General features: G+C 43.1%; 20 protein-coding genes. 14 read left to right on the top strand and 6 right to left on the bottom strand.

Translation table 11 applies throughout. The features are described from left to right. Positions 1 to 70 precede the first annotated feature (70 nt). The 9 genes from CVU71_02610 (at position 71) to CVU71_02570 (ending at position 9,367) form a co-directional block, all read left to right on the top strand. Positions 71 to 1,135 (top strand): hypothetical protein, encoded by a 1,065-nt coding sequence (locus CVU71_02610; GenBank protein ID PKN20694.1) that lies wholly within the window; start codon positions 71 to 73, stop codon positions 1,133 to 1,135. 100 nt (positions 1,136 to 1,235) lie between these two features. After that, on the top strand, positions 1,236 to 2,153 hold the full coding sequence (locus tag CVU71_02605) for a hypothetical protein (GenBank protein ID PKN20693.1): 918 nt from the start codon (positions 1,236 to 1,238) through the stop codon (positions 2,151 to 2,153). Between the two features lie 138 nt (positions 2,154 to 2,291). Further along, positions 2,292 to 3,599 (top strand): homoserine dehydrogenase, encoded by a 1,308-nt coding sequence (locus CVU71_02600; protein ID PKN20692.1) that lies wholly within the window; start codon positions 2,292 to 2,294, stop codon positions 3,597 to 3,599. 22 nt (positions 3,600 to 3,621) lie between these two features. Continuing rightward, positions 3,622 to 4,848 (top strand): cofactor-independent phosphoglycerate mutase, encoded by a 1,227-nt coding sequence (locus tag CVU71_02595; protein ID PKN20691.1) that lies wholly within the window; start codon positions 3,622 to 3,624, stop codon positions 4,846 to 4,848. Next, entirely contained in the window at positions 4,838 to 5,257 is a 420-nt protein-coding gene (locus CVU71_02590; GenBank protein PKN20690.1) for a thioesterase, read from the top strand. Before CVU71_02595 ends, CVU71_02590 begins: the two co-directional genes overlap by 11 nt. Before the next feature lies 1 nt (position 5,258). Further along, positions 5,259 to 5,939, top strand: a complete 681-nt coding sequence (locus CVU71_02585) for a hypothetical protein (protein ID PKN20689.1) — start codon at positions 5,259 to 5,261, stop codon at positions 5,937 to 5,939. A gap of 67 nt (positions 5,940 to 6,006) precedes the next feature. Continuing rightward, positions 6,007 to 7,758 carry an indolepyruvate ferredoxin oxidoreductase subunit alpha gene (iorA, locus tag CVU71_02580; protein PKN20688.1) on the top strand — a complete coding sequence of 584 codons (1,752 nt, stop codon included), beginning with the start codon at positions 6,007 to 6,009 and terminating at the stop codon, positions 7,756 to 7,758. A 17-nt stretch (positions 7,759 to 7,775) separates the two neighbouring features. Then, positions 7,776 to 8,357, top strand: a complete 582-nt coding sequence (locus CVU71_02575) for an indolepyruvate oxidoreductase subunit beta (protein ID PKN20687.1) — start codon at positions 7,776 to 7,778, stop codon at positions 8,355 to 8,357. Between the two features lie 50 nt (positions 8,358 to 8,407). Next, positions 8,408 to 9,367 carry an integrase gene (locus CVU71_02570; GenBank protein ID PKN20686.1) on the top strand — a complete coding sequence of 320 codons (960 nt, stop codon included), beginning with the start codon at positions 8,408 to 8,410 and terminating at the stop codon, positions 9,365 to 9,367. Between the two features lie 217 nt (positions 9,368 to 9,584). Here CVU71_02570 and CVU71_02565 read toward each other — a convergent pair whose 3' ends face one another. The 6 genes from CVU71_02565 to CVU71_02540 all read right to left on the bottom strand — a co-directional run bounded on the left by CVU71_02565 (position 9,585) and on the right by CVU71_02540 (position 16,834). Beyond that, the gene (locus CVU71_02565; GenBank protein ID PKN20685.1) at positions 9,585 to 9,995 is read right to left on the bottom strand and encodes a thioesterase; all 411 of its coding nucleotides are present in this window, start codon (positions 9,993 to 9,995) and stop codon (positions 9,585 to 9,587) included. 70 nt (positions 9,996 to 10,065) lie between these two features. Continuing rightward, a complete protein-coding gene (locus CVU71_02560) occupies positions 10,066 to 10,785 on the bottom strand; it encodes a hypothetical protein (GenBank protein ID PKN20684.1) in 720 nt (239 codons plus the stop codon). Positions 10,786 to 10,956: 171 nt separating this feature from the next. Continuing rightward, positions 10,957 to 14,427, bottom strand: coding sequence for a DNA polymerase III subunit alpha (locus CVU71_02555; protein PKN20683.1), 3,471 nt, complete (start codon positions 14,425 to 14,427; stop codon positions 10,957 to 10,959). Positions 14,428 to 14,433: 6 nt separating this feature from the next. Continuing rightward, positions 14,434 to 15,894 (bottom strand): IMP dehydrogenase, encoded by a 1,461-nt coding sequence (locus tag CVU71_02550; protein PKN20682.1) that lies wholly within the window; start codon positions 15,892 to 15,894, stop codon positions 14,434 to 14,436. Between the two features lie 26 nt (positions 15,895 to 15,920). Then, entirely contained in the window at positions 15,921 to 16,376 is a 456-nt protein-coding gene (locus CVU71_02545; GenBank protein ID PKN20681.1) for a hypothetical protein, read from the bottom strand. A gap of 8 nt (positions 16,377 to 16,384) precedes the next feature. Beyond that, positions 16,385 to 16,834, bottom strand: a complete 450-nt coding sequence (locus CVU71_02540) for a D-tyrosyl-tRNA(Tyr) deacylase (GenBank protein PKN20680.1) — start codon at positions 16,832 to 16,834, stop codon at positions 16,385 to 16,387. A gap of 158 nt (positions 16,835 to 16,992) precedes the next feature. Here CVU71_02540 and CVU71_02535 point away from each other — a divergent pair, with 158 nt between their 5' ends. Genes CVU71_02535 through CVU71_02515 form a run of 5 tightly spaced genes read left to right on the top strand, consistent with a single transcriptional unit; the run spans position 16,993 to position 22,803 of the window. After that, entirely contained in the window at positions 16,993 to 18,360 is a 1,368-nt protein-coding gene (locus tag CVU71_02535) for a radical SAM protein (protein PKN20679.1), read from the top strand. Positions 18,361 to 18,383: 23 nt separating this feature from the next. After that, on the top strand, positions 18,384 to 18,617 hold the full coding sequence (locus CVU71_02530; GenBank protein ID PKN20678.1) for a hypothetical protein: 234 nt from the start codon (positions 18,384 to 18,386) through the stop codon (positions 18,615 to 18,617). Further along, on the top strand, positions 18,601 to 20,127 hold the full coding sequence (locus CVU71_02525; GenBank protein ID PKN20677.1) for an insulinase family protein: 1,527 nt from the start codon (positions 18,601 to 18,603) through the stop codon (positions 20,125 to 20,127). The genes CVU71_02530 and CVU71_02525 overlap by 17 nt, the downstream gene beginning before the upstream one ends. Beyond that, entirely contained in the window at positions 20,105 to 21,547 is a 1,443-nt protein-coding gene (locus CVU71_02520; protein ID PKN20676.1) for a hypothetical protein, read from the top strand. Before CVU71_02525 ends, CVU71_02520 begins: the two co-directional genes overlap by 23 nt. A gap of 14 nt (positions 21,548 to 21,561) precedes the next feature. Next, positions 21,562 to 22,803: a diaminopimelate aminotransferase gene (locus CVU71_02515; GenBank protein PKN20675.1), complete on the top strand. Its 1,242-nt coding sequence runs from the start codon at positions 21,562 to 21,564 to the stop codon at positions 22,801 to 22,803. Positions 22,804 to 22,847: the final 44 nt, after the last annotated feature.

The raw sequence follows: 22,847 nt of genomic DNA, 5'->3' as shown, positions 1-22,847 counted from the left end.
GTGAAAATCTTTAAAAAAATAAAGATTGTCGAAAAGTTCTCCTCCGGAGATCTAAAGGAAAGTGTGTATCATGATGAAGGATTATTGCCTATATAGATGGATGCGGGCATGTCTGGGAATCTCTGTATTTTTACTTGCCTGGACGTCAGGGTCGGTAGCCTCGGCCCAGAGTGTCGATCGTCGGACGACAGCAACAACCACGGCTTTCAGTGAACGCTTCTCGGCGGAAATCTACGGCGGCTATCTGAAGGGCCAAAGTCGTGAAGTGGTTTACAACGCTTCCAACGGCGCTAAGTTAAGTGAACTCTTTTGGTCAATCGACAATGCATACCTGGTGGGTCTCAATCTTGCCGTGCGTCCCATCGAACGGTTGAAGCTCAGTATCGGCGGCTGGATGCCGGTTACCTCAGGCAACACCATGGATGACTATGATTGGCTGGCGACCAACGGCTTTGACGATTGGACCCACTGGTCGCACTCTCCCGACACGAAGCTAAACCGGGCCTACATGATTGATACCCGGGCCGCTTTCACCATGACATCCTTCAAGAATCAACCCGATACCGCGAAACCATGGCAGATCAGGAACGCCTCCCTGGATATGATTGTTGGTTACCGGTGGGTCAATCTGGACTGGACAGCTTACGGGGGATCTTACATCTATACATCGGAGGACGCCGCCCACAACGTACCCGCGGCGGGCGGCAGCATACGCGACACTGTTGGTCAGTTTGAGAGCGGTAAGTCCGTCATCTCCTATACGCAGTGGTGGGGGACACCTTATGCCGGTATTGGTGGCAGCATCGGCATTAACCGGTGGACTCTCTCCGCAGAGGTAATCGGAAGTCTGTGGGCCAAGGGTCGTGACCGCGACGACCACCACCTGCGCACCCTGATATTTGAGGAATCCTTCTCGAATGTCCATATGGTGGGCGTAAACATGGGGATAGACTGCAATCTGACGGAACATCTATCCATTTTTACCCGATTTGACTATCAGAAGTTCTTCGAGGGCAAGGGATCTTCCACCAATACCAATTATGAGACCGGAGTTTCCGAAACGAATGAAGGTGACGCAGCCGGTGCGGACTTTTACTCGATGATATTCTCCCTGGGGCTCAAGTTGAGCTTCTGATCTGGTTATTATCATACCTGTCGTTGACGCAAGGTTGCTCAAATTCTCGCAAATAACCTATCAGGTATAATAAAATATTTTATAAGGGGTACAAGGATCAATGAGAATAGCCATAGTCGGTATCGGAGGGGTAGGGGGATATTTTGGCGGAAAGCTGGCCAGAGCGTATGCAGGTTCGGAAAAGCATGAAATTATTTTTATAGCCCGCGGTGAACATCTCAGTGCCATTCAGCAAAAGGGATTGCAGCTGTTAACTCAGGAATGTGACTATGTTGCATGGCCGAATATTGCCACGGATCAGCCGCATATCGCCGGTCCATTTGATATCGTGTTTTTTTGCGTCAAGAGTTACGCTCTTGAATCATCCGCGCAGTTATTCAGGAACAATATCACAAACAGAACGGTCGTCATCCCGCTGCAAAATGGTGTCGACAGCGCCGAAAGGCTGCGAGTTGTTCTGCCTCACGCGGATGTCATAAGCGGCAGCTGCTATATTATTTCGCATATCGAAAAGCCGGGTGTTGTTCATCAGGAAGACGGCGCCTGTAAGTTGACATTCGGTACGGATGATCAGGAATCCGCTAAAAAATACTCTTATATTCTGGGTATTTTATTGCAGGCAAAAATTAATGCAACATTAACAGATAAAATTTCTGAAGTCTTGTGGACAAAATTTCTGCTGATGTGTCCTCTGGCGTCTCTGACTTCGGCGACCGGGAAAACATATGGGGAGATTTGGACGGATGCTGAACTGCGAATAAAGGCGAGCGGCCTGATGAAAGAAGTTGCCGCAGTGGCGAGAGCACGCAATATCCCGCTGTCTGAGGATGTAGTGGACAAAACAATGGAGATGGTTGGTCGTTTCGGCCAGAATTCAAAAACATCGATGCAGCTGGACAGGGAAAAAGGCAATCGGACTGAAATTGATACACTGACGGCGTTCCTTTGCCGGGCAGGTAAAGAAACGGGGGTTCCCACTCCTTTGCATGATGCTTTATACAAGCAGTTAATCAGTTGAGATCATTTATAATTAATTATTCCCTCCCATCTCTTATCTGTTTGACAAAACAACGAGATTTGTTATAGGAATCATTTTTGATAAATTGTGCCGGTAAGCGGCATGCATTGCTTTATGGAAACGAATTGAGGTGTCATGATGAAAAATATTTATATCGGTTTGATTGGCTGGGGCAACATCGGCAGTGGTGTTGTTAAACTACTAAAACAAAACGAAGAGCTGATTACCAAAAGACTCGGAGCGAAAATTGTTTTAAAAAAGGTTGCCGATATTAATATTACGTCACCGCGCGCCGTAAAAATCCCAAAAAATCTGCTGACAACCGATGCACGGGAGATTCTTAATGATCCGGAAATATCCATTGTCATTGAACTAATGGGCGGTTATGAACCCGCAAGAACTTTTGTTCTGGAGGCTATTAAGAAAGGTAAACAAGTCGTCACAGCCAACAAAGCCATGCTCGCAACATTCGGCAATGAAATATTTCCAGCCGCTCAAAAAAAAGGAGTGGATGTTGGTTTTGAAGCCAGCGTAGGCGGTACGATACCCATCATTAAAACGCTAAAAGAAGCGCTCGTTGCCAATCACATAAATTCCATTGTCGGCATCATGAATGGTACCTGTAATTTTATTTTGACCAAGATGACTGACGAAGGAAAACCTTTTGATGTCGTATTGAAAGAAGCACAACAACTGGGTTTTGCAGAGGCCGACCCGACTTTTGACATAGAAGGTATCGACACCTCGCATAAGATGGCCATCCTCCTTTCTCTGGCTTATGGTAAAAAAGTCAACCTCAAGGATATTTATCTGGAAGGCATCACAAAAATCAGCGGTGAAGATATCGCTTTCGCCAAAGAATTGGGGTACCGGATCAAACTGCTGGCCATCGGAATGCTGAAAGGGGATGCGGTGGAAGCAAGAGTCCACCCGACAATGATTTCCTCCAGTCATCTGCTGGCGAATGTCAATCGCAATTATAATGCTTTTCACCTGGTAGGAGATGCCTCCGGACCGGTATTTCTGTTTGGTCAGGGTGCAGGCATGATGCCCACAGCCAGTGCGGTTTTCAGCGACATTCTTGATGCCGCACGCAATGTTTTGAAAGGCATTTCGGGACGGGTGCCGCTGAGGTCCATTAATGAAACAGGCATGAAGGATATCAAGTTGATACCAATGGATGATATCGAAACAAAATATTATTTTCGCTTTTCAGCATTGGATCAACCAGGTGTATTATCAAAGATATCCGGCATACTCGGAGAAAATAATATCAGTCTGGCAACGGTTATCCAGAAAGCCAGACAAGAAGAGGGCGCCGTACCGGTTGTCATGACCACGTATAAAGCAAAAGAAAAGAATGTGCGCCGGGCTTTGAAGAAAATAGATAAGCTCGATATTGTGAGGGATAAAACCATTCTTATTCGCATTGAGGATGAGTTGTAATTTACATTAAGCAGGGAAACTTATGAAATATGTTGTATTACTGGGCGACGGCATGGCCGATTACCCAAGTCAAAAACTTGGTGGAAAGACTCCCCTGCAATGCGCCCTGACTCCATTTCTGGATCAGATTGCCTCTCAGGGCACTCTGGGGCTGGTTGACACAATCCCTCAGGGAATGGTTCCGGGATCCGATGTGGCCAATTTGAGCGTACTGGGTTACAATCCGGAAGAAACGTATACGGGTCGAGGTCCATTGGAGGCAGCCAGCATGGGAATCCATCTTGGCCCCAACGATATTGCCTATCGATGTAATCTGGTAACCATCGGCGCCCCCGGTACAGACCAAGCCTTCATGGATGACTTTACCGCAGGGCATATCTCTTCTGCTGAAGCCAGAGAAGTCATCCAGGATATCAACAAGAAAATAGGTTCATCGCAGTTGCAGTTTTATCCGGGTGTGGGTTACCGTCATTTGCTGGTATGGCGTAATGCAGAAGGCTCTCCCCATACTGAACCACCCCATGATATCCCCGGGAAAGGAATTGCCCAGTATCTTCCTTCCGGAGATTTCTCTGAAGAAGTGAATAGCCTGATGCAAAAAGCGGTGGAAATTTTAAAAGATCACCCTGTCAACGCCAGGCGTCTGGCAGATGGGAAAAAGCAGGCTAATTCCATCTGGCTGTGGGGACAGGGAAGAAAACCGCAGATTATTCCGCTGACCAAGAAACATAATTTCAAAGGCGGCATGATTTCGGCTGTCGATCTTCTTAATGGTCTGGGCATCAATGCCGGATTGAAACCATTACCCGTGGAAGGAGCTACCGGCTATATTGACACCAACTATGAAGGTAAGGCCAACATGGCGCTGGACGCGCTGAAGTTTATGGATTTCGTTTTTCTCCATCTGGAAGCCCCCGACGAAATGGGACATGAAGGCAACGCTGAAGGTAAGATTCAGGCCATCGAATTTTTCGATGAAAAAATAGTCGGGCCGATTTTGAATAACATAGGTAAGCTTGGTGAATACCGAATTCTGGTTTTAAGTGACCACCCGACGCCGCTTGATCTGAAAACCCATGTCGGCGATCCGAGTCCGTTTGCCGTCATATCGTCGCGTCAGGAAGAGAATCAGGTCTCGGGACGCTCCTTTACAGAAGATAATGCAAAGAAAAGCGGTATTCTGGTGTCTCCCGGCTATCTGCTGATGGACAAATTCATTAGGGACTGGAGTACTTTTCTTGGAAAGTAATTTTACAAAAGTCCGCGTGATTTATGCCGATACGGACGCCATGGGTATTGTTTATCATACAAATTATATTCGCTGGTTTGAACTGGGGCGTAATGAACTGATGCGGCAACTCGGCGTGGCCTATACGGAATTGGAAAAGCTGGGACTTAATCTTCCTTTAACGAAAGTGTCCTGTCATTATCTCGCGCCGGCAAAATATGATGATCTGGTAATTGTTGAAACGAAGTTTGATTACATTAAAAGGGCTAGCATTAAGTTTAATTCCGGAATATGGGATGAAAGTAAGGAAAAGCTTCTCGTGGAAGGATACACAATCCACGCCTGTACCAATAATGAAGGCAAAATACGTAGAATACCTCAATTACTTCTGGAATTAACTGACAAATATAACATCAATAAAGGGGAATAATATGGCCGCCAAGTTATCGAAAAAAGAACTTAAAAGTCCTGATGCATTTCAAACTACATTCGAAAAAGTAGGTGATTATGTTTCTGAAAATAAAGCCCGAGTAATGGTCGCCGGTACAGCGCTGGCCTGTGCCATGGTTATTGCTGTTGGAATTTACTTTTACTGGAGCTATTATACAAATTCCGCGCTGAAACTATACGCCAAAGTCCAAGAAAATATCATGAAACACGGTGACAATAAAGAAACTGTCAATGAAAATATAAAGATATTTAAAGAATTAATTGAAAAATATCCTCACAGCTGGAGTGGCCGGATGGCTCATTATCATCTCGGGAATATTTATTACAATAATGGTGAAATTGACAAAGCGATCAACTCCTATGACAAATTCGTCGAGATGGCAGGGTCTGATAAAACAGGTGTTAAATTTCTGGCTTTAACGTCTCTCGGATATTCATACGAAGTCAAGAATGATTATAAGAATGCCCTGAAATATTTTGAACAGGCACAAAACACATACAACATCGGATTTGAAATGATCGGATTACGCAACATTGCGCGTACTTATGAAGAAATGAATAATAAACAAAAAGCTCTTGAATATTATAAAAAAGCATTGGAGAAAACAACTGAGCCGGCAGCAGTTATTTTTATCAAGCGAAAAATATCTACACTAAGTTGATTTTTTACAGTTATTTGCCAAATGAACGGCAACGATACGGAGGCACAACCATTTGAAAAAAGTATTAATGTCAGGAAATGAAGCCATTGCCCGTGGTGTCTATGAAGCAGGCGTGCGATTTGCGGCAGCCTACCCCGGTACTCCCAGCACAGAGATCATGGAAGAGTTTGCAAAATATGACGGCGTTTATGCCGAATGGGCGCCTAATGAAAAAGTAGCAGTCGAAGTAGCCATCGGCGCAGCTTTGGGTGGAGTCCGCTCGCTGGCCGTTATGAAACACGTCGGTGTTAATGTGGCCGCCGACCCGATTTTTACCGTCAGTTATACGGGTATTGAAGGCGCATTGGTCATCATCAGTGCCGATGATCCGTCCATGCACAGTTCACAAAATGAGCAGGATAACCGCAATTACGCCAAGTTTGCTAAAATTCCCATGCTGGAACCGGCAGATCCACAGGAAGCTAAAGATTATATGAAGTTAGCTTTCCAAATCAGCCGGCAATTCGATACTCCGGTCTTTTTTCGAACGACCACAAGAGTTTCTCATTCCAAATCCGTGGTCACACTCGCAGAACCTCAGGAACCGGAAGACATACTGAAACTTACCCATCATGCGGAAAAATACGTTATGGTTCCTATTAATGCCCGAACAAGGCGGGTGGCAGTGGAAAAACGACAGTTGGCACTCAGGGAATTTGTGGAGACATTTTCGGAAAATAAAGTGGAAATCAATGATCCGGAAATCGGTATTATCACTGCCGGCATGCCTTATAACTATGCCAAAGAAGTCTTCCCGAATTTCTCTTATCTGAAATTGGGTATGGTTCATCCGCTGCCGGTAAACATGATCCGTGATTTCGCCTCCAAAGTTAAAAAAATCTATGTAATCGAAGAACTTGATCCTTTCCTGGAAGAACAGATTAAGGCCTTGGGAATCCAGGTAATCGGCAAGGACATTTTTCCCTATACTAATGAATTTGATCCCGGTATCATAAAAAACGCAATTAATTCAGATATGCAGGGATCCGTTTCTCCCTATAAAGAAATTTTAGCCCATCGTCCGCCAAATCTTTGCCCCGGTTGTCCGCATCGGGGTCTTTTTTATGCGCTTAAGAAATCAAAAGCTTATGTCCACGGCGATATAGGTTGTTATACACTATCTTATTTAAAACCCCTGGAAGGGTTGCATTCATGCATCTGTATGGGCGCAAGTATCGGCATGGCCCACGGCATGAGTAAAGCCTTGAAAGAGAAAGGGAAGGGTAAGGTAGTAGGCGTAATTGGCGATTCCACATTCCTGCATTCCGGCATTACTTCTCTTTTGAACATGGCCTACAATAATAGTGATGCGCTTATTATCATTCTGGATAACAGCACAACAGCAATGACCGGCATGCAGGAGCATCCTGGTACAGGCTATACATTGATGGGAAAAGAAGCTAAAAAAGTTAATCTAAATGTTTTAGTATCTGCTCTAGGTATAGAAAATATAAAGGTTGTTAACCCAAATAATATAAAAGAAACTCAAAACGCGATTAAGGATGAGCTAGCCAGTAATGGTCCGTCTGTTATTATTTCACAAAGTCCTTGTGTCCTTTTTAAACGGGCAAATATTAAGCCTGTTCCACCGATGAAAATTGATGCGGACAAATGTGAAGGCTGCAAATCATGCCTTGGGTTAAATTGTCCGCCGATTTCATGGAAAGAAGGCGCCACCAAAGAAGGATCCAAACGCAAAGGCATCGCGGTAATTGATGAAACGTTTTGTAATGGTTGCGGTTTATGCGCTCAGGTCTGTAAATTCAGCGCGATCAGTTAAGGAAAAGGGAAGCCTCAATGAAAGATTCAAAAGTTCACAGTATATTATTTGCCGGCGTAGGCGGTCAGGGAATTTTAAGAGCCAGTGATATCATGTGTATGGCCATGATGGAAGCTGGTTTTGATGTTAAAAAAAGCGAAGTCCACGGCATGGCGCAACGAGGTGGTTGCGTGAACAGCGACGTACGTTATGGTTATAAGGTCTATTCGCCATTAGCAGAAGCTGGAAGTGGCGAAATTCTTGTTTCTTTCGAAAAAATGGAAGCGTTGCGTTATCTGAAATTTTTGAGTAAGGACGCATCAATTATCGTCAACACTGAAGAAATCTATCCCCCTTCTGTTAATATGGGTGATGCAAGCTATCCAAGCGACGTAATAGGATTTTTAGAGAAACATTATCCTAAAGTAATCGCATTTAATGCCGCAGATCTGGCGCTAAAAGCAGGCAACATTAAAGCAGCCAATGTTGTTTTACTGGGTGCCGTATCCAATTTATTGAAAGTAGAAAAATCCGTTTGGGAAAGTGTTATTAAGAAATCCTTTCCGCAAAAATTGGTCAAATTGAATTTAGACGCTTTCCAAATGGGAATTACTGCTTAAATTACGGCCATAATAATAATTATTACAATTAAAAAGGATATTTAAAGATTATGGCAGAAGACTACTATCAGGTTTTGGGCGTCGATAAAAAGGCATCCGCCGATGAGATAAAAAAGGCATATCGTAAACTGGCCGTTAAATGGCATCCCGATAAAAATCCTAATAATAAAGCGGCAGCTGAAGAAAAATTTAAAAAGATAAGCGAAGCTTACGCTGTTTTGAGTGATGAGAAAAAGCGTGAACAATATGATCAATTTGGTTCTACTGATCAGTTTCGTCAACAGTATTCACAGGAAGACATTTTTCGCAATTTTGACCTGGATGAAATATTGCGTAGCTTTGGTTTTGGAGGCGGAAGAGGGGCAGGGAGAACAACTTTTCGCACAGGCGGCAGAAGAGGCGGCCCGCAGCAAGATTATGACGATCCCTTCGCCAGTATATTCGGTGGTATGGGCGGCGGTGGCCGACAGGATGCAAATATGCCGCAAAAAGGACAGGATGCAGAATACAATCTATCGATATCATTAGAAGAATCTGTTTTTGGTGCTGATAAAAAGATCTCACTGCAAATGGAAAATCGTATTGAAGATATCAGTGTGAAAATACCTTCCGGAATAAGCACCGGTAAGAAACTGAGACTGCCCGGAAAAGGATTGACAGGCTACAATGGTGGTCCAAATGGTGATTTGTATCTAAATATTAATGTAATGCCCCATCCGATCTTCGCCAGAGATGGCAATGATCTTTATATCGAAAAGACAATAAAATTTACTCAGGCTGCGTTGGGTACTACTATAGATGTTCCGACATTGGATGGCACATCAAAAAGATTGAAGATTGCTCCCGGCACGCAAAACAATACCAAAATCAGAATGAAAGGTTTTGGAGTTCCCGGACTCAAAGGTGGACTTAAAGGCGATCAATATATAAAAATTAATGTAGAGGTTCCTAAGAAACTTACGGATAAACAAATAAAGATAATTGAACAACTCGCGGAAGATGGAATTTAAAAAAGATTAAATTCTTAATATGGATAACGATGTATTATATTGATATTATTATATAATGTACAATTTATTTGTTTTCACATTCAATTCTCCGGAGCCATAATATTATCACATTGAGTCTTATAAGATATGTTATGTCTACTTGATATGATTTGAGCTTGTTTCAATTTTTGTTTTGGATATTCCCTCCTGCTTTCTTCCTTAAATGTTTTATTGATAATTATTTAATCACTTTTTGTTTAAAAATTGAAAAAGTTCCAATTGCCTTGGCAACGATCTTTTCATCTTCTTTTATTTCCGCTTCCAGTACGGCAATATTTTTCCCTTTTTGGATAATATTTGCGTCACATAAAAGTTTTTTGCCTTTTGACGGTTTTAAATAATTTATTTTGATTTCAATAGTTGCAGCTTCTTCATCTTTTTTTATTGTGGAATAGACAGCGACACCCATACTGATGTCGGCCATCGAATAAATAACGCCACCGTGGACATTTTTATGGACATTAAGAAAATTCTCTTTTATTTTCAAAGATAATTGACAGTTTCCATTTTCCAGTTTCAATACCTCCACACCTAGAAGTTTAATAAATGGACTGCGTTCTTTTATTATTTCAGTATACTCTAATGCCATGTTTAATATTCTCCATTATTTGTTTAAAAAAACAATGCCGTCCTTTTCCAAGGTAATCCATCTGTATTTGTCATAAAAACTCCACCTCCCCTATTACACCCATGTCGTTGCCGAAGATGATTATTATTCCCTTAACACCGGGTATTTTTATTCCATAGTCCAAGGCGATTTTGATATCTTTGTTACTTTTTACACGATTGCCGATGGCCGATGCTGCCGCATCGGCGAGTGTTGCAGATTTGGAAATTACACAGACAGCATCTGCCTTTCCAAAACTAAGAGATGGCCCAACAGTAGCTGACGATGTGCAAATTCCTAGAGGAGTATCTTCAGGCTTTACAACTATATTGACTTTATAACTTAATGTAGATTCTCCAGCAAAAACAGCAACTGTCAGCTTCTTTTGAGACTGGAGAAAGATATCACCGCCGTTTTCAACAATGAGGTTGTTTGTCTGTTTTAGAAGATCGTATCCAACAAATTCGGATACGGCACCGGCAACCGAGGCCATGGGGCCTACCTTGCATATTCCTGATTTAATTATCATATCCCTGATAATCGGTGGAGCTAAATTATCATCGGGAAGAGGCAAAAGTGATGTAAGGAATTCAGGATTATTTTTTATGTAAATTTCTAATGTGTGACGATGTTGGATCAAAGATCTTAATGCTGCATCGGACAAGTTTTTATCCGAACTTATCAACAGGTCGCTTTCAGCAATTTTTATATTATGTGATATTAAATTATCTTTATTAATTAAAGATCTATATATTCTTTCTTCATATTTCATATTAAATATTTATCAACAGGACAATAAGAAAAATTATGGACTCTCTTATTTCAAAAAATGGGATAAACTAATAAAGGTTAAACGTTCAAGTGAATTTTACGCTTTCATAAAATACCTCACTAAACTGAACTTAAAAAAAGAAGGAATTAAGGGGGCTCGTCTTATAGCCATTTAACAATAAACCGTAGATCCATTCCCCAGAATTACGTCCGCTTCACGTTGCAGACGGTCACAGATATCGATTCTATTCTCTTCTCCGAGCCTCACTATTGTTTCACTTTTTCCATTAAGAATATGAATGTAAGCATCGTATTTTCCACTGTATTTCTTTACCGTGTCATGAAGAGATTTTATGTTTTCCGGAGGCACTTTATCGGCATCGATTATAAAACGAACCTGTTTATAGGGATTCTCCAGAGCTTTAGCCAGGGAAATAACATCTTGAGCAATTATCTTAAGTGATTCATCACCGACATCGATAGTCCCTGAAATAACAACTGGCTCATCTGCATGGAGTAACTCGTAAAATTTCTTATAAACATCTGCCCAGAAGATTATACTGACTGAACCCTGCAAATCTTCCAGAATGATATTACACATGATATCTTTTTTTCTGGTCAGCCTCTCAGTAAGTGTACTGATCACGCCAGCGATGGTTATGGTGTCTTTGTCCTGTTTAGAACCAATTGAACTGGCATTAACATTGGTAATGAATTTTAATTTCTCTGCATACCCATGTAAAGGATGGCCGGTAATATAAAATCCCAAAGTTTCTTTTTCGATAGATAATAACTCTTTGTGATCCCATTCGGGAATATCGGGTATACGATAAGAGACCGCGCCATTTTCCAGGGAAGATCCGGCGTTGTCCAATGTCTCGAAGAAACTTGCCTGATTACTTAGTAATTCTTTTTGTTTACGTTGTGCCTCTTCCATTGCTTCCTCACAACACTCCATGAGTTGGCGACGGTAATAGCCCAGGCTGTCAAAAGCACCGCATTTAATCAGGCTTTCAATGACTCTTTTATTGACTTTACGTAAATCAACACGGCTTAAAAAATCCATGAAAGAGATAAATTTCGACTCTTTACCCATGGCGATGATCGATTCAATCGCCGATTCACCGACATTTTTTACAGCGGCCAGTCCGAAACGGATATTGTCTCCGGATACACTGAAATCTTTTTGCGATTCGTTAATATCTGGGGGCAGAATATTAATTCCCATTTCTTTGCAGTTGGTCATGTGCTTGATAATCTTGTCACGATTGTCTTTTTCACTGGTCAATAGCGCCGCCATAAAAGCAACCGGATAATGAGCTTTCAGATAAGCCGTCTGATATGTGATAATGGAATAAGCGGCACTGTGCGATTTGTTAAAACCGTATTCAGCAAAAGTCTCCATCTGCTCCCAGATGGTTTTAGCTTTGTTTTCATTAATCTTTTGTTTTTTCGCGCCTTCGAGAAACTTTGGTTTCTCCTTTTCCATGGCCGAAACCTGTTTTTTCCCCATCATTTTGCGCAACGTATCGGCCTGCGCCATTGTGTAACCGCCTATCACATTGGCAATCTGCATGACCTGTTCCTGATACAGGATGATCCCATATGTCTCTTTCAGAATCGGTTCCAGTTGGGGAAGATCATAGACAATTTTTGTTTTTCCCTGCTTTCGTGCGATAAATTCAGGAACCATTTTCATTGGGCCGGGACGATAAATAGCGAGTAACGCCATGACGTCTTCAATGCAATCCGGTTTCATGTTGACCATAATGTCCTTCATGCCGGAACTTTCTAATTGGAAGACACCGTCTGTATCACCCTTCATCAAGAGCTTATATGTTTCTTTATCATCAAGAGGTAAATCATTAATGTCAATATCTATTCCATGTGATTCCTTGATGAAATTTATGGCATTTCTGATCACGGTCAGGGTTTTGAGGCCCAGAAAGTCAAATTTGGTCATGCCGACTGCTTCAATATCCTTCATGGAATATTGGGAGACGATATCGTCTTTCGGTGAAAATAGCGGTACCCTTTCGACCAAGGGTACATCTGAGATCACAACACCGGCAGCATGAATTGATGAATGACGATTAAGCCCTTCAAGAATAAGAGACAATGACATCAGTTTGGCAATCTGTGGATTCTTTTTCTGCTCTTCTGCAAAACGAGGCTCCATCTTAAAAGCTTCTTCCAGCTTAATATTTAAGACACCGGAAGGAACAAGTTTCGCAATACGGTCAACTTCGCCATAGGGAATATTCATGGCGCGCCCTACATCCCGAATCACGCCTTTAGCCATCATTTTTCCAAAGGTACAGATTTGCGTAACTTTATCTTTGCCATATTTTTCCGTAACATATTTGATAATTTCCCCACGGCGTTCCTGACAGAAATCAATATCAATATCGGGCATGCTGATGCGGTCCGGATTCAGAAATCGTTCAAAAAAGAGGCCATAGCGAAGGGGATCAATGTCGGTAATGCGAATGGCATAAGCTACCAGACTGCCTGCGGCTGAACCGCGTCCTGGCCCGACGGGAACGTCATTATGCTTGGCGTGTTTGATAAAATCCGAAACGATCAGGAAATAGCCGGCAAATCCCATTTTCTTGATGATTTCCAACTCTAAACGCAAACGCTTGAAATATTTCTCGCGGACAGCGTCCTTGTCCTCTTTTTGATACTTCATGATAATCGGCAGAAGTTTTTCCAGCCCTTCTAATGATTTACGGTCCAGATATTCTTCAAGCGTTTCCTCGGGGTTTTTAACTTCGAATTTCGGCAGATAAAACTTACCAAATTCAAAATTCAGATTACAGCGTTCAGCGATTCTCACTGTGTTTGTTATCGCCTCCGGCGTAGCGGCAAAAAGTGTCTGCATCTCCTCCGGGGATTTGACATAAAATTGATCAGATGTCATTGACATTCGGTCATTGTCTTCAATTGTTTTCCCTGTCTGGATGCACAAAAGGATATTGTGTGCCTCGGCATGGTCGGCATTCAAATAATGACAGTCATTAGTGGCGATAAGCGGAATGGACAGTTCTCTGCTCAGTTCAATTAAACCCTGATTAGCGATTTTCTGATCGGAAATACCGTTTTCCATAATTTCCAGGAAGAAATTGTCTTCACCGAAAATTTCCCGATATTCAAGGGCGGATTTCCTGGCTTCGTCCATATTGCCCCGGACGATATGGGATGCTATTTCTCCGTGCAGACAGGCACTTGAGGCAATCAGGCCTGCGGAACATTGTTTAAGTAATTCTTTATCTACGCGGGGGCGGTAATAAAAACCTTCGATATGCGCGGCAGAGGTCAGCTTCATCAGATTTTTATAACCCTGCATGTTCTTAACGAGGACGACTAAGTGACGCGTTGCTTCGCCGATGGATGATGTCGTTTTATCAAAACGGCTCCGCGGCGCGACGTAGAGTTCGCAACCGATAATAGGTTTGATACCATTGGCATAGGCCTGTTTATAGAAATCAATCGCGCCGAACATGTTGCCATGGTCGGTAATAGCCATAGCTGGCATTGCGTACTCTTTAGCCTTTTTAAAGAGATCATCCAGACGGATCATACCGTCGAGAAGACTGTATTGCGTATGAACGTGCAGATGGACGAAATTTGAGTGTTTCATTTTTAGCTAATCGATCCAGTAATTGGGCGCTTCCTTGGTGATGATGACATCATGAACATGACTTTCCCTCAATCCGGCTGAAGTGATGCGCACAAAACGTGATTTTTCAATGAGTTCTGGAATGGTTTTACATCCGACATACCCCATGCCTGCTTTCAAACCGCCGATAAGCTGGACGATACTGGCGGACAAGGATCCTCGGAATGGCACCCTGCCCTCGATCCCTTCCGGAACGGTTTTGGACGGAGCTTCGATATCATCCTGGTAATAACGATCCCGGCTGCCCATTTTCATGGCTTCGAGCGATCCCATGCCACGATAGACCTTGTAGCTGCGACCCTGGAATAAAATTGTTTCACCGGGGCTTTCTTCTGTTCCGGCAAATAAACCACCGATCATAATGGCATTTGCGCCACAGCCCAGGGCTTTAACAATATCGCCGGAATATTTGATTCCGCCGTCGGCTATTACCGGTATACCATTCTTGGAAGCAATTTTAAACGCATCGCGGATGGCGGACATTTGTGCGACCCCCACACCGGCAACGATTCTGGTTGTGCAAATGGAGCCGGGACCGACGCCGACTTTAACCGCATCGACACCAGCATCGATAAGCGCTTTGGCGCCTTCCGATGTCGCTACATTTCCCGCTATCAACTGACATTTGGGGAAATTGGCCTTTGTTGATTTAATAGCATCGATCACACCAGATGAATGCCCGTGGGAGGTATCAATCGCAATCACGTCTACACCAGCCGCCAATAATGCTTCAATACGTTGTTCACGGTCGATGATGCCCACAGCCGCTCCAACCCGCAATCGCCCGAGGGAGTCTTTGCAGGCATTCGGATAGCGTCTTATTTTCTCGATATCCTTGATGGTGATCAAGCCTTTCAAACGATATTCATCATCGACGACCAGGAGTTTTTCAATCCGGTGTTTGTGAAGAAGTTTTTTTGACTCCTCAAGCGAAATGCTTGATGTTACAGTAACCAGGTTTTCTCTGGTCATGACATTTTCCACCGGTTGGTTCAGATTTTCCTCGAAACGCAAATCACGATTGGTTAAAATACCAACCAGTTTTTCATTTTTAACAACCGGCACGCCGGAAATGGAATACTGATGCATCAAAGCCAGTGCATCACTGACTTTACGTTCAGGTTCAATGGTGATCGGATCCACAACCATACCGCTTTCCGATTTTTTGACCCGGTCCACCTCGATAGCCTGTCGTTCAATGCTCATATTACGATGGATAAAACCGATGCCGCCTTCCTGAGCCATGCAGATGGCGGTGCGCGATTCCGTTACCGTATCCATCGCCGCCGACACAATCGGAATATTCAGAGGAATAGTTTTGGTCAGAAGCGTTGCCGTATTAACATCGCGCGGCAGCACATCTGACGCTGCGGGTACTAAAAGCAGATCGTCAAAAGTTAAGGATTCTTTTACTACATCGTCTAGCATAATACCCTCCGTTACGATAAATTAAGCTATTGGTTATTAATAAAATATTTTCTACCATTTAAAAACAGATAAAAAGCCTTATCCATATCATCCTGTTCGATAAATTCCGCAAGTTGGTAGTAGCTTTTTCTTGTAAAGCGGGCAGTGAATTTCCCTTCTTTAACACTGCAATACAAGACATTGTCTCTTCCCACGGCCACTGTATTCAAATCCAGTATTTCCCTGCAGTCATCACTTAAAAGGACGTCTATTTGTTCCTCAGCACTGCATGGGTCTTTTGTTTTAAAGACGGCAGTAACAACAAATGCAGTATCTTCAACATCCAGGTAATAAATTTCATCGTTAAGATTGATAAAATATTTGCCGCATTCGTCCACATTCAGATTATTAAAGAAAATGCACAAAATATCCTTGCGGAACATATGAGCACCTCGGTAATACCAGATGCCGTCTTTGTCTATTTTTATATCACTTGATTCCATGTTTATGGTTAAAATGTTTTTCTACTGTCGAGTAATATTGTTACCGGACCATTATTGGTTAATTCAATTTTCATCATTTCCTGAAACTTGCCGGTTGCCAGTTTCTTGACTTTGGGAGCAGCCTGATGAACAAAATATTCATACAATTGATTAGCATTGCACGGTTCTTCAGCGCGTATAAATGAAGGCCTGCGTCCCTTGATGCAGTCTCCCAGCAGAGTAAATTGTGATACTACCAGCATTTCACCTGAAATATCAAGAAGGGAGAGATTCATTTTACCCTGCTCATCTTCAAAAACGCGTAAATTGACCGTTTTTTCCAGAATATAATCCGCGTCTTTCTCCGTATCGTTTTTTTCTACCCCCAGCAATACCAATACCCCTTGATTAATGGAGGAAAATAATTGAGAATTTATTCTGACACGAGCTTGGTCAACTCTCTGAATAACTGCACGCATGAAGAATCCCGTTTAAAAGTTTGGGCATGTTAGCAACAATTGTCTTAGTCTTCAAGTTCTTTCTGGAATAAAATATGAAACGAGTATTCTTCTTGGTTGCCGGATGATTTAATGGACATAGCCGGCATTACGATAGATTTTGTAATTAGCTGACTTGTATGCTAAAAGGCGCATCCATGAGTAAAAACATTCTGCTGATCAATCCTTGGATTTACGATTTTGCGGCATATGATTTCTGGTTAAAGCCTCTGGGGCTTTTATATCTGGGCAGCCTTCTGCGAACTAATAACCATCGGATTTCCTATATCGATTGCCTCGATTCCCATAATCCACTCATGCAGCAAAAAAGTGGCAAAACGCCCAAACGCCATGCTTACGGTCACGGCAGGTTCTTCCGGCAGGTTATTGACAAACCGGACTGTCTTAAATTGCTGCCACGCAGTTATTGCCGTTATGGAATTGATCCCGATGTTTTTCGCACGGAACTCAGTCATTATTCAGACACAGATGTCGTCCTTGTAACATCTATGATGACATACTGGTACCCGGGTGTTTTTGATGCCATTAAAATAATCAAAGATATGCTTCCCGGCGTACCCGTTATTCTGGGCGGTAAATATGCCTCTCTTTGCCCTGATCACGCTATATCCTGTTCCGGCGCTGATTATGTGATAAGCGGCCGCGGCGAAAAGCAGATCATGGAAATCTTCCAAAAACTTTTCGGTGAAGACATCATCTTTGAACCGGATGTTGATGATCTGGATGCCCTTCCCTACCCGGCATTTGACCTGTTAAACCATATCGATCAGGTTCCGATAATTACATCGCTTGGCTGCCCCTACCGGTGCAGTTATTGTTCGTCCCATTTATTTTATAAAGAATATTTACGGCGTGATCCTGCTCACGTGGCAAATGAAATTTCATACTGGCAAAGGAATTTTGGCGTGACGGATTTCAGTTTTTACGATGACGCGCTGCTGGTTGATCCCGAACGTATGATTATTCCATTGCTTCAGGAAGTTAAAAGCCGAAAATTGTCCTGCCGTTTTCATTGCCCGAACGGGCTTCATTTAAGGCAGATCGACGAACAATTAAGTCATCTTCTCTATGATTCCGGTTTTAAGACGATTCGCTTTGGTTTCGAAACTGCTGATTTTCGAATACAGAAAGAAACGGGTGGAAAAGTACAAAATGAAGAACTGAAGAAAGCGGTCATTCATCTGAAAAACGCCGGATACAAAACGGCTGATATCGGAATTTATCTACTGTGTGGCACTCCTGGTCAAAAAAAAGAGGATGTTTTGAACAGTATTAATTTTGTCTTAGAGTGCAGCGCAAAACCGGTGCTTGCCGAATATTCGCCGATTCCCGGTACAAAAATGTGGAATGAAGCAATCCTGGCGTCACCATTTGACATTCAGCATGAACCGCTATATCATAACAACTCACTATTGAGCTGCCGTAATGAAGATTTCAGTTATGAGGTTTACAGCAAACTCAAAGCAAAACTGAAAATGTTGCGGTAAGTTTAAAAAGGGTAATGAAAAGAATGCCAACGCGAATTAAAAACATCATAATTCTTTTGCTCTCACTGTTTTTTTTAGTGTTCGGTATCGATATCATGATCAGTTCATTTGAAATGTCCAATCCCCTCGAATTTGTAATGACATTATTTTCGGCGTCTTTTGTCATTTTGTTTTGTATTGCCGGTACCCTTTATGCTTTTTTCCGTCTTTTTCCAAAAAAAACTCCTGACAGGATAAATCATGTTGATACGGAATAGATTTTGTTTGTTGCTGACCTTGATGATCTTTTTTTACTGGACAGGCCCTGTGCGTGCGATGGACCTGGAAAATAAGGTCATCAAAGCCAAGCTGAATAATGGCCTGACCATTTTGATGCTGGAGCGCAAATTCAGCCCGACGGTTTCTCTCTACATCAGACATCGTATCGGGGCTGTCGATAAAGTAAAAGGACAGAGCGGGGCCGCACACTTTCTGGAACACATGATGTTTAAGGGCACGACAACCATTGGCACAAAAAATTACGCAGCGGAAAAGAGACTGCTGATAAAGATCGAAAAGACCGGTCAGGCATTGGACAATGAAAGATTGAAACAAAGCAATTCCAATCGGAAACTCATTGAGCAGCTTTCCGCTCGTTTGAAACAATTGCAGGATGAGCATCGCCGGTATTACGTTCCAAATGAAATTGACCGCCTTTACACGGAAAACGGCGGTTTAGGGATGAACGCAGCTACCGGCCAGGATGTCACAACTTACTTTGTCAGTCTGCCCTCCAATAAAATTGAACTCTGGGCGCGCATTGAGGCCGATCGTCTGCTCAATCCCGTTTTTCGTGAATTCTACACGGAACGCGATGTAATTATGGAAGAAAGAAGACAGAGCGTTGAATCCAAACCGGATGGTAAACTTTATGAATCATTTATGCACAAGGCTTATGCGGTTCATCCCTATGGCGTGCCTATTTTAGGAGAACCTCAGGACTTGGCCTATATGAGTCAGGCGGCCATACGGCATATTCATCATCAATATCTTTCACCGGAAAACATCGTTATTGCCGTGGTCGGAGACATTGATCCTCAAAAGATTCTAAAGCTCATTGATCAATACTTTGGACGAATTCCGAAATCTAAATATAAACCCGCTGATATTCCGGCTGAACCTCCGCAAACCGGAGAGCGAAAAGTGGAAGTATTGTTTGATGCCAGTCCATCGATGATCATCGGTTATCACAAACCGACCGCGCCCGCAGCCGAAGATTACGCCTTTGATGTACTGGAAACAATATTAAGCAAAGGCCGAACAAGCCGTCTCTATTCCAGATTGGTGCTGCAAATGCAAATCGCGGACAGCATCAGTGTGCAGAACGGAATGCCCGCCACAAGATATCCCAATCTGTTTGTAATAATCGCCCGTCCTCGCTTTCCTCATACAAATGAAGAACTCCAGACGGCTATTTTGGCGGAACTGGAAAACATAAAGAACCACCGCGTATCAGACCTGGAAATGACCAAGGCTAAAAAACAATTAAAAATGGATTATATCAGAAATCTGGATTCCAATTCCGAACTGGCTTCCACTCTATCTTATTATGAATTACTGCTGGGGGATTACCGATACTTTTCCAATTACATTTCACAGATTGACAAAGTAACGGCGGTTGATATTCAGAAAGCGGCATCAAAATATCTTGTGGCCGATAACCGGACTATCGCGGTGCTGAACAAAAAGATCATTACAAATAAAAATGCAGGTAAAAATGAAAAATAAGCTTTATTCATATATTCTGAACGGACTGTTGATTTCCCTGTTGTACGGAATGATTCCTTCATGGGCCTTTGCGGTGGATACATTCATTCCTCCGGAGAAGCTGAAATATCCGCGTCTGGAATTTCAATTACCGCGGGCCGAGAAGATTATGTTGGAAAACGGCATCATTCTGTTTTACCTTCAGGACAGAGAATTGCCCCTGGTTTCCATATCCGCTTTGGTCCGGACCGGATCCATGTACGATCCACAGGGTAAGGAAGGCGTAGCGGAGCTGACCGCTTACATGATGAGAACAGGCGGCACGTCCAAATTGAGCAGTACCGAAATTGATGAACGTTTTGATTTACTGGCCTCATCGCCCTCCGTTTCCATGTCGCTTGATTCAGCCTCGGTTAATTTTTCCTTTTTCAAGGATGATCTTGATATCGGTCTCGATCTGCTTTCGCAGATGCTCAAAGAGCCGGCTTTTGAAGAAGATAAATTAAAATTAGCGATCTCGCTTAAAAATGAAGAGCTGCGAAGGATTACGGATAATCCACAAAAAATGGCTTTTCGCGAATTTAACCGTTTGCTCTACCCGAACGATGCTCGCGGCCGTTACGCAACAACAACCTCTCTCATGAAGATCACCCGTAATGATTTGATCGCTTTTCACCGGAAATATTTTTTCCCTGCTAATATGGTGCTTTCGATCTCCGGTGATATTTCAAAACAAGAAGCCATAAATAAAATCCGGCAGCATTTTGACCAATGGAATAATTCACGACAAGCCCTTGAGGTCGCGCCGCCGCCAAAACAGGCCGGCCATGGTGTTTTCTTCGTCCGTAAGAACCTTCCGCAATCAACCGTGGTCAGCGGGGAATTCACCGTCAGTAAAACTAATCCGGATTTCTATGCCTTCTCGGTTCTTGATTTTATTATCGGCAGCGGTGGCTTTCCTTCGCGTATATTCACAGCTGTGCGTAATAATGAAGGCTTGGCATACAGCGCCGGCAGTTTTTACCGGGCGCGTGCCAATTACGGCGTTTTCGGGACATATGCTTTTACCAAAACGGATTCTACTTTTCGTGCTCTTCAATTGGTGAATTCCATTCTGCAGGACGTTGCGGCCGGTTCCATCTCTCAGGCTGAACTGGACTGGGCAAAAAAATCGATTCTTAATAGTTTCATTTTTTCTTTTGAGCAACCCGGTCAGATTGCTGTTCAGCAAATGACGCTGACATACGACAAATTACCCGATGATTATCTGAGCAGTTATCGAAAAAGAATCGATGCTGTAACACGCAATGATTTGAAGCGCGTCGCGGCACAGTATCTGAATGAAAAAAGAAGGTTGACACTTATTGTCGGCGATACGGACCAATTCGGCCCATTACCTGAAAAATGGGAACAACCTGTATTTATCTCACCACAGCAATAGCATGAGGCTTAACCATGATTGATGAAAAATCCTTTGAAAAAATCTCCCGCAGAATCGACTCTTACCGCGACGACATGATCGAACTGCAAAAATCTTTAACAGCGGTTCCTGCTGTCGGTCCCGTCAATGGTGGTGACGGCGAAATGATGAAGGCACGGATGTTAAAAAATCGACTTGAAGCATTCGGTTTTACCAATTTTCATCATTACGATGCACCGGATGACAGCGTATCCGGCGGTTTACGCCCGAATTTCTTTACATCCATAGAAGGAAATAATAAATCAAGCCGCATCTGGATTATCACGCATCTTGATATTGTTCCACCTGGTGAACTTAAGCTTTGGAGCGCCGATCCTTACACAGCTTATGTCAAAGACAATCATATTTATGGCCGCGGCACCGAAGACAATCAGCAGGATATGGTGGCGTCGATTTTTGCCGCAAAAGCACTCCTGGATGAGGGGATAATCCCTTCATCATCCATCAATCTTTTCTTTGTGGCGGACGAAGAAACATCCGGCGGCAAAGGACTTTACCATGTCCTTGATTTACCTGATGAAATATTCGGCAAAAATGATTTAATCGTGGTTCCCGACTCAGGTAATCCCGAAGGTTCGCTCATTGAGATTGCGGAAAAAAGCATCCTCTGGCTGGGCTTTAAAACCAGAGGTCTTCAGTGCCACGGCAGCAAACCGCAACTGGGAAATAATGCCTTTTCTGCCGCATCTTATCTTGTTACGAAATTAACAAAGCTGCGGAATATTTTTGATGCAGTTGATCCTCTTTTTGATCCCCCCAGCTGCACGTTTGAACCCACGAAGAAAGAAGCCAATGTGGGCAATATCAACACAATTCCCGGCGAAGACGTCTTCTATATGGATTGCCGCATCCTGCCGCAATATCATCTTGACGATGTTTTGAATGAAATCGAAAAGATCATTCGAAAAGTGGAAAAGAAATTTTCGGTCACGATTACGATATCACGGGAACAGTATGTTCAGTCCGCGCACCCCACAGCAGTCGACGCTCCTGTTGTTGTCGCCCTGCAACAGGCCATTAGAAAAGTTTATCACCTGAATGCTTTTGCCGGCGGTGTTGGCGCCGGGACGGTTGCCGGCTATCTGCGCAAAATGAACTATCCGGCTGCCGTCTGGTCAAAAAGCAATATGAATGCTCATCAGCCTGATGAAAACTGTTCAATTGACAATATGTTAGGCGACGCAAAGGTCTTTGCCCACCTGTTTTTACAAGCGTAAATTCTATTGCATTCAATGCATCATAATGATAGAAAACGCCCTCA

It is taken from the genome of Deltaproteobacteria bacterium HGW-Deltaproteobacteria-6, from assembly GCA_002840435.1.
In the GTDB taxonomy this organism is placed as follows: Bacteria; Desulfobacterota; Syntrophia; order Syntrophales; family Smithellaceae; genus UBA8904.
Note: the sequence above shows the minus strand (reverse complement) of the source record. Positions and strands in the feature narration are given on the sequence as shown.

Bases quoted from the DNA above. Each gene is read 5' to 3' on its own strand.
- CVU71_02610 (PKN20694.1), top strand. From the start codon at position 71: ATGATGAAGGATTATTGCCTATATAGATGGATGCGGGCATGTCTGGGA.
- CVU71_02605 (PKN20693.1), top strand. From the start codon at position 1,236: ATGAGAATAGCCATAGTCGGTATCGGAGGGGTAGGGGGATATTTTGGC.
- CVU71_02600 (PKN20692.1), top strand. From the start codon at position 2,292: ATGAAAAATATTTATATCGGTTTGATTGGCTGGGGCAACATCGGCAGT.
- CVU71_02595 (PKN20691.1), top strand. From the start codon at position 3,622: ATGAAATATGTTGTATTACTGGGCGACGGCATGGCCGATTACCCAAGT.
- CVU71_02585 (PKN20689.1), top strand. From the start codon at position 5,259: ATGGCCGCCAAGTTATCGAAAAAAGAACTTAAAAGTCCTGATGCATTT.
- iorA (PKN20688.1), top strand. From the start codon at position 6,007: ATGTCAGGAAATGAAGCCATTGCCCGTGGTGTCTATGAAGCAGGCGTG.
- CVU71_02575 (PKN20687.1), top strand. From the start codon at position 7,776: ATGAAAGATTCAAAAGTTCACAGTATATTATTTGCCGGCGTAGGCGGT.
- CVU71_02570 (PKN20686.1), top strand. From the start codon at position 8,408: ATGGCAGAAGACTACTATCAGGTTTTGGGCGTCGATAAAAAGGCATCC.
- CVU71_02565 (PKN20685.1), bottom strand. From the start codon at position 9,995: ATGGCATTAGAGTATACTGAAATAATAAAAGAACGCAGTCCATTTATT.
- CVU71_02560 (PKN20684.1), bottom strand. From the start codon at position 10,785: ATGAAATATGAAGAAAGAATATATAGATCTTTAATTAATAAAGATAAT.
- CVU71_02555 (PKN20683.1), bottom strand. From the start codon at position 14,427: ATGAAACACTCAAATTTCGTCCATCTGCACGTTCATACGCAATACAGT.
- CVU71_02550 (PKN20682.1), bottom strand. From the start codon at position 15,894: ATGCTAGACGATGTAGTAAAAGAATCCTTAACTTTTGACGATCTGCTT.
- CVU71_02545 (PKN20681.1), bottom strand. From the start codon at position 16,376: ATGGAATCAAGTGATATAAAAATAGACAAAGACGGCATCTGGTATTAC.
- CVU71_02540 (PKN20680.1), bottom strand. From the start codon at position 16,834: ATGCGTGCAGTTATTCAGAGAGTTGACCAAGCTCGTGTCAGAATAAAT.
- CVU71_02535 (PKN20679.1), top strand. From the start codon at position 16,993: ATGCTAAAAGGCGCATCCATGAGTAAAAACATTCTGCTGATCAATCCT.
- CVU71_02530 (PKN20678.1), top strand. From the start codon at position 18,384: ATGCCAACGCGAATTAAAAACATCATAATTCTTTTGCTCTCACTGTTT.
- CVU71_02525 (PKN20677.1), top strand. From the start codon at position 18,601: ATGTTGATACGGAATAGATTTTGTTTGTTGCTGACCTTGATGATCTTT.
- CVU71_02520 (PKN20676.1), top strand. From the start codon at position 20,105: ATGCAGGTAAAAATGAAAAATAAGCTTTATTCATATATTCTGAACGGA.
- CVU71_02515 (PKN20675.1), top strand. From the start codon at position 21,562: ATGATTGATGAAAAATCCTTTGAAAAAATCTCCCGCAGAATCGACTCT.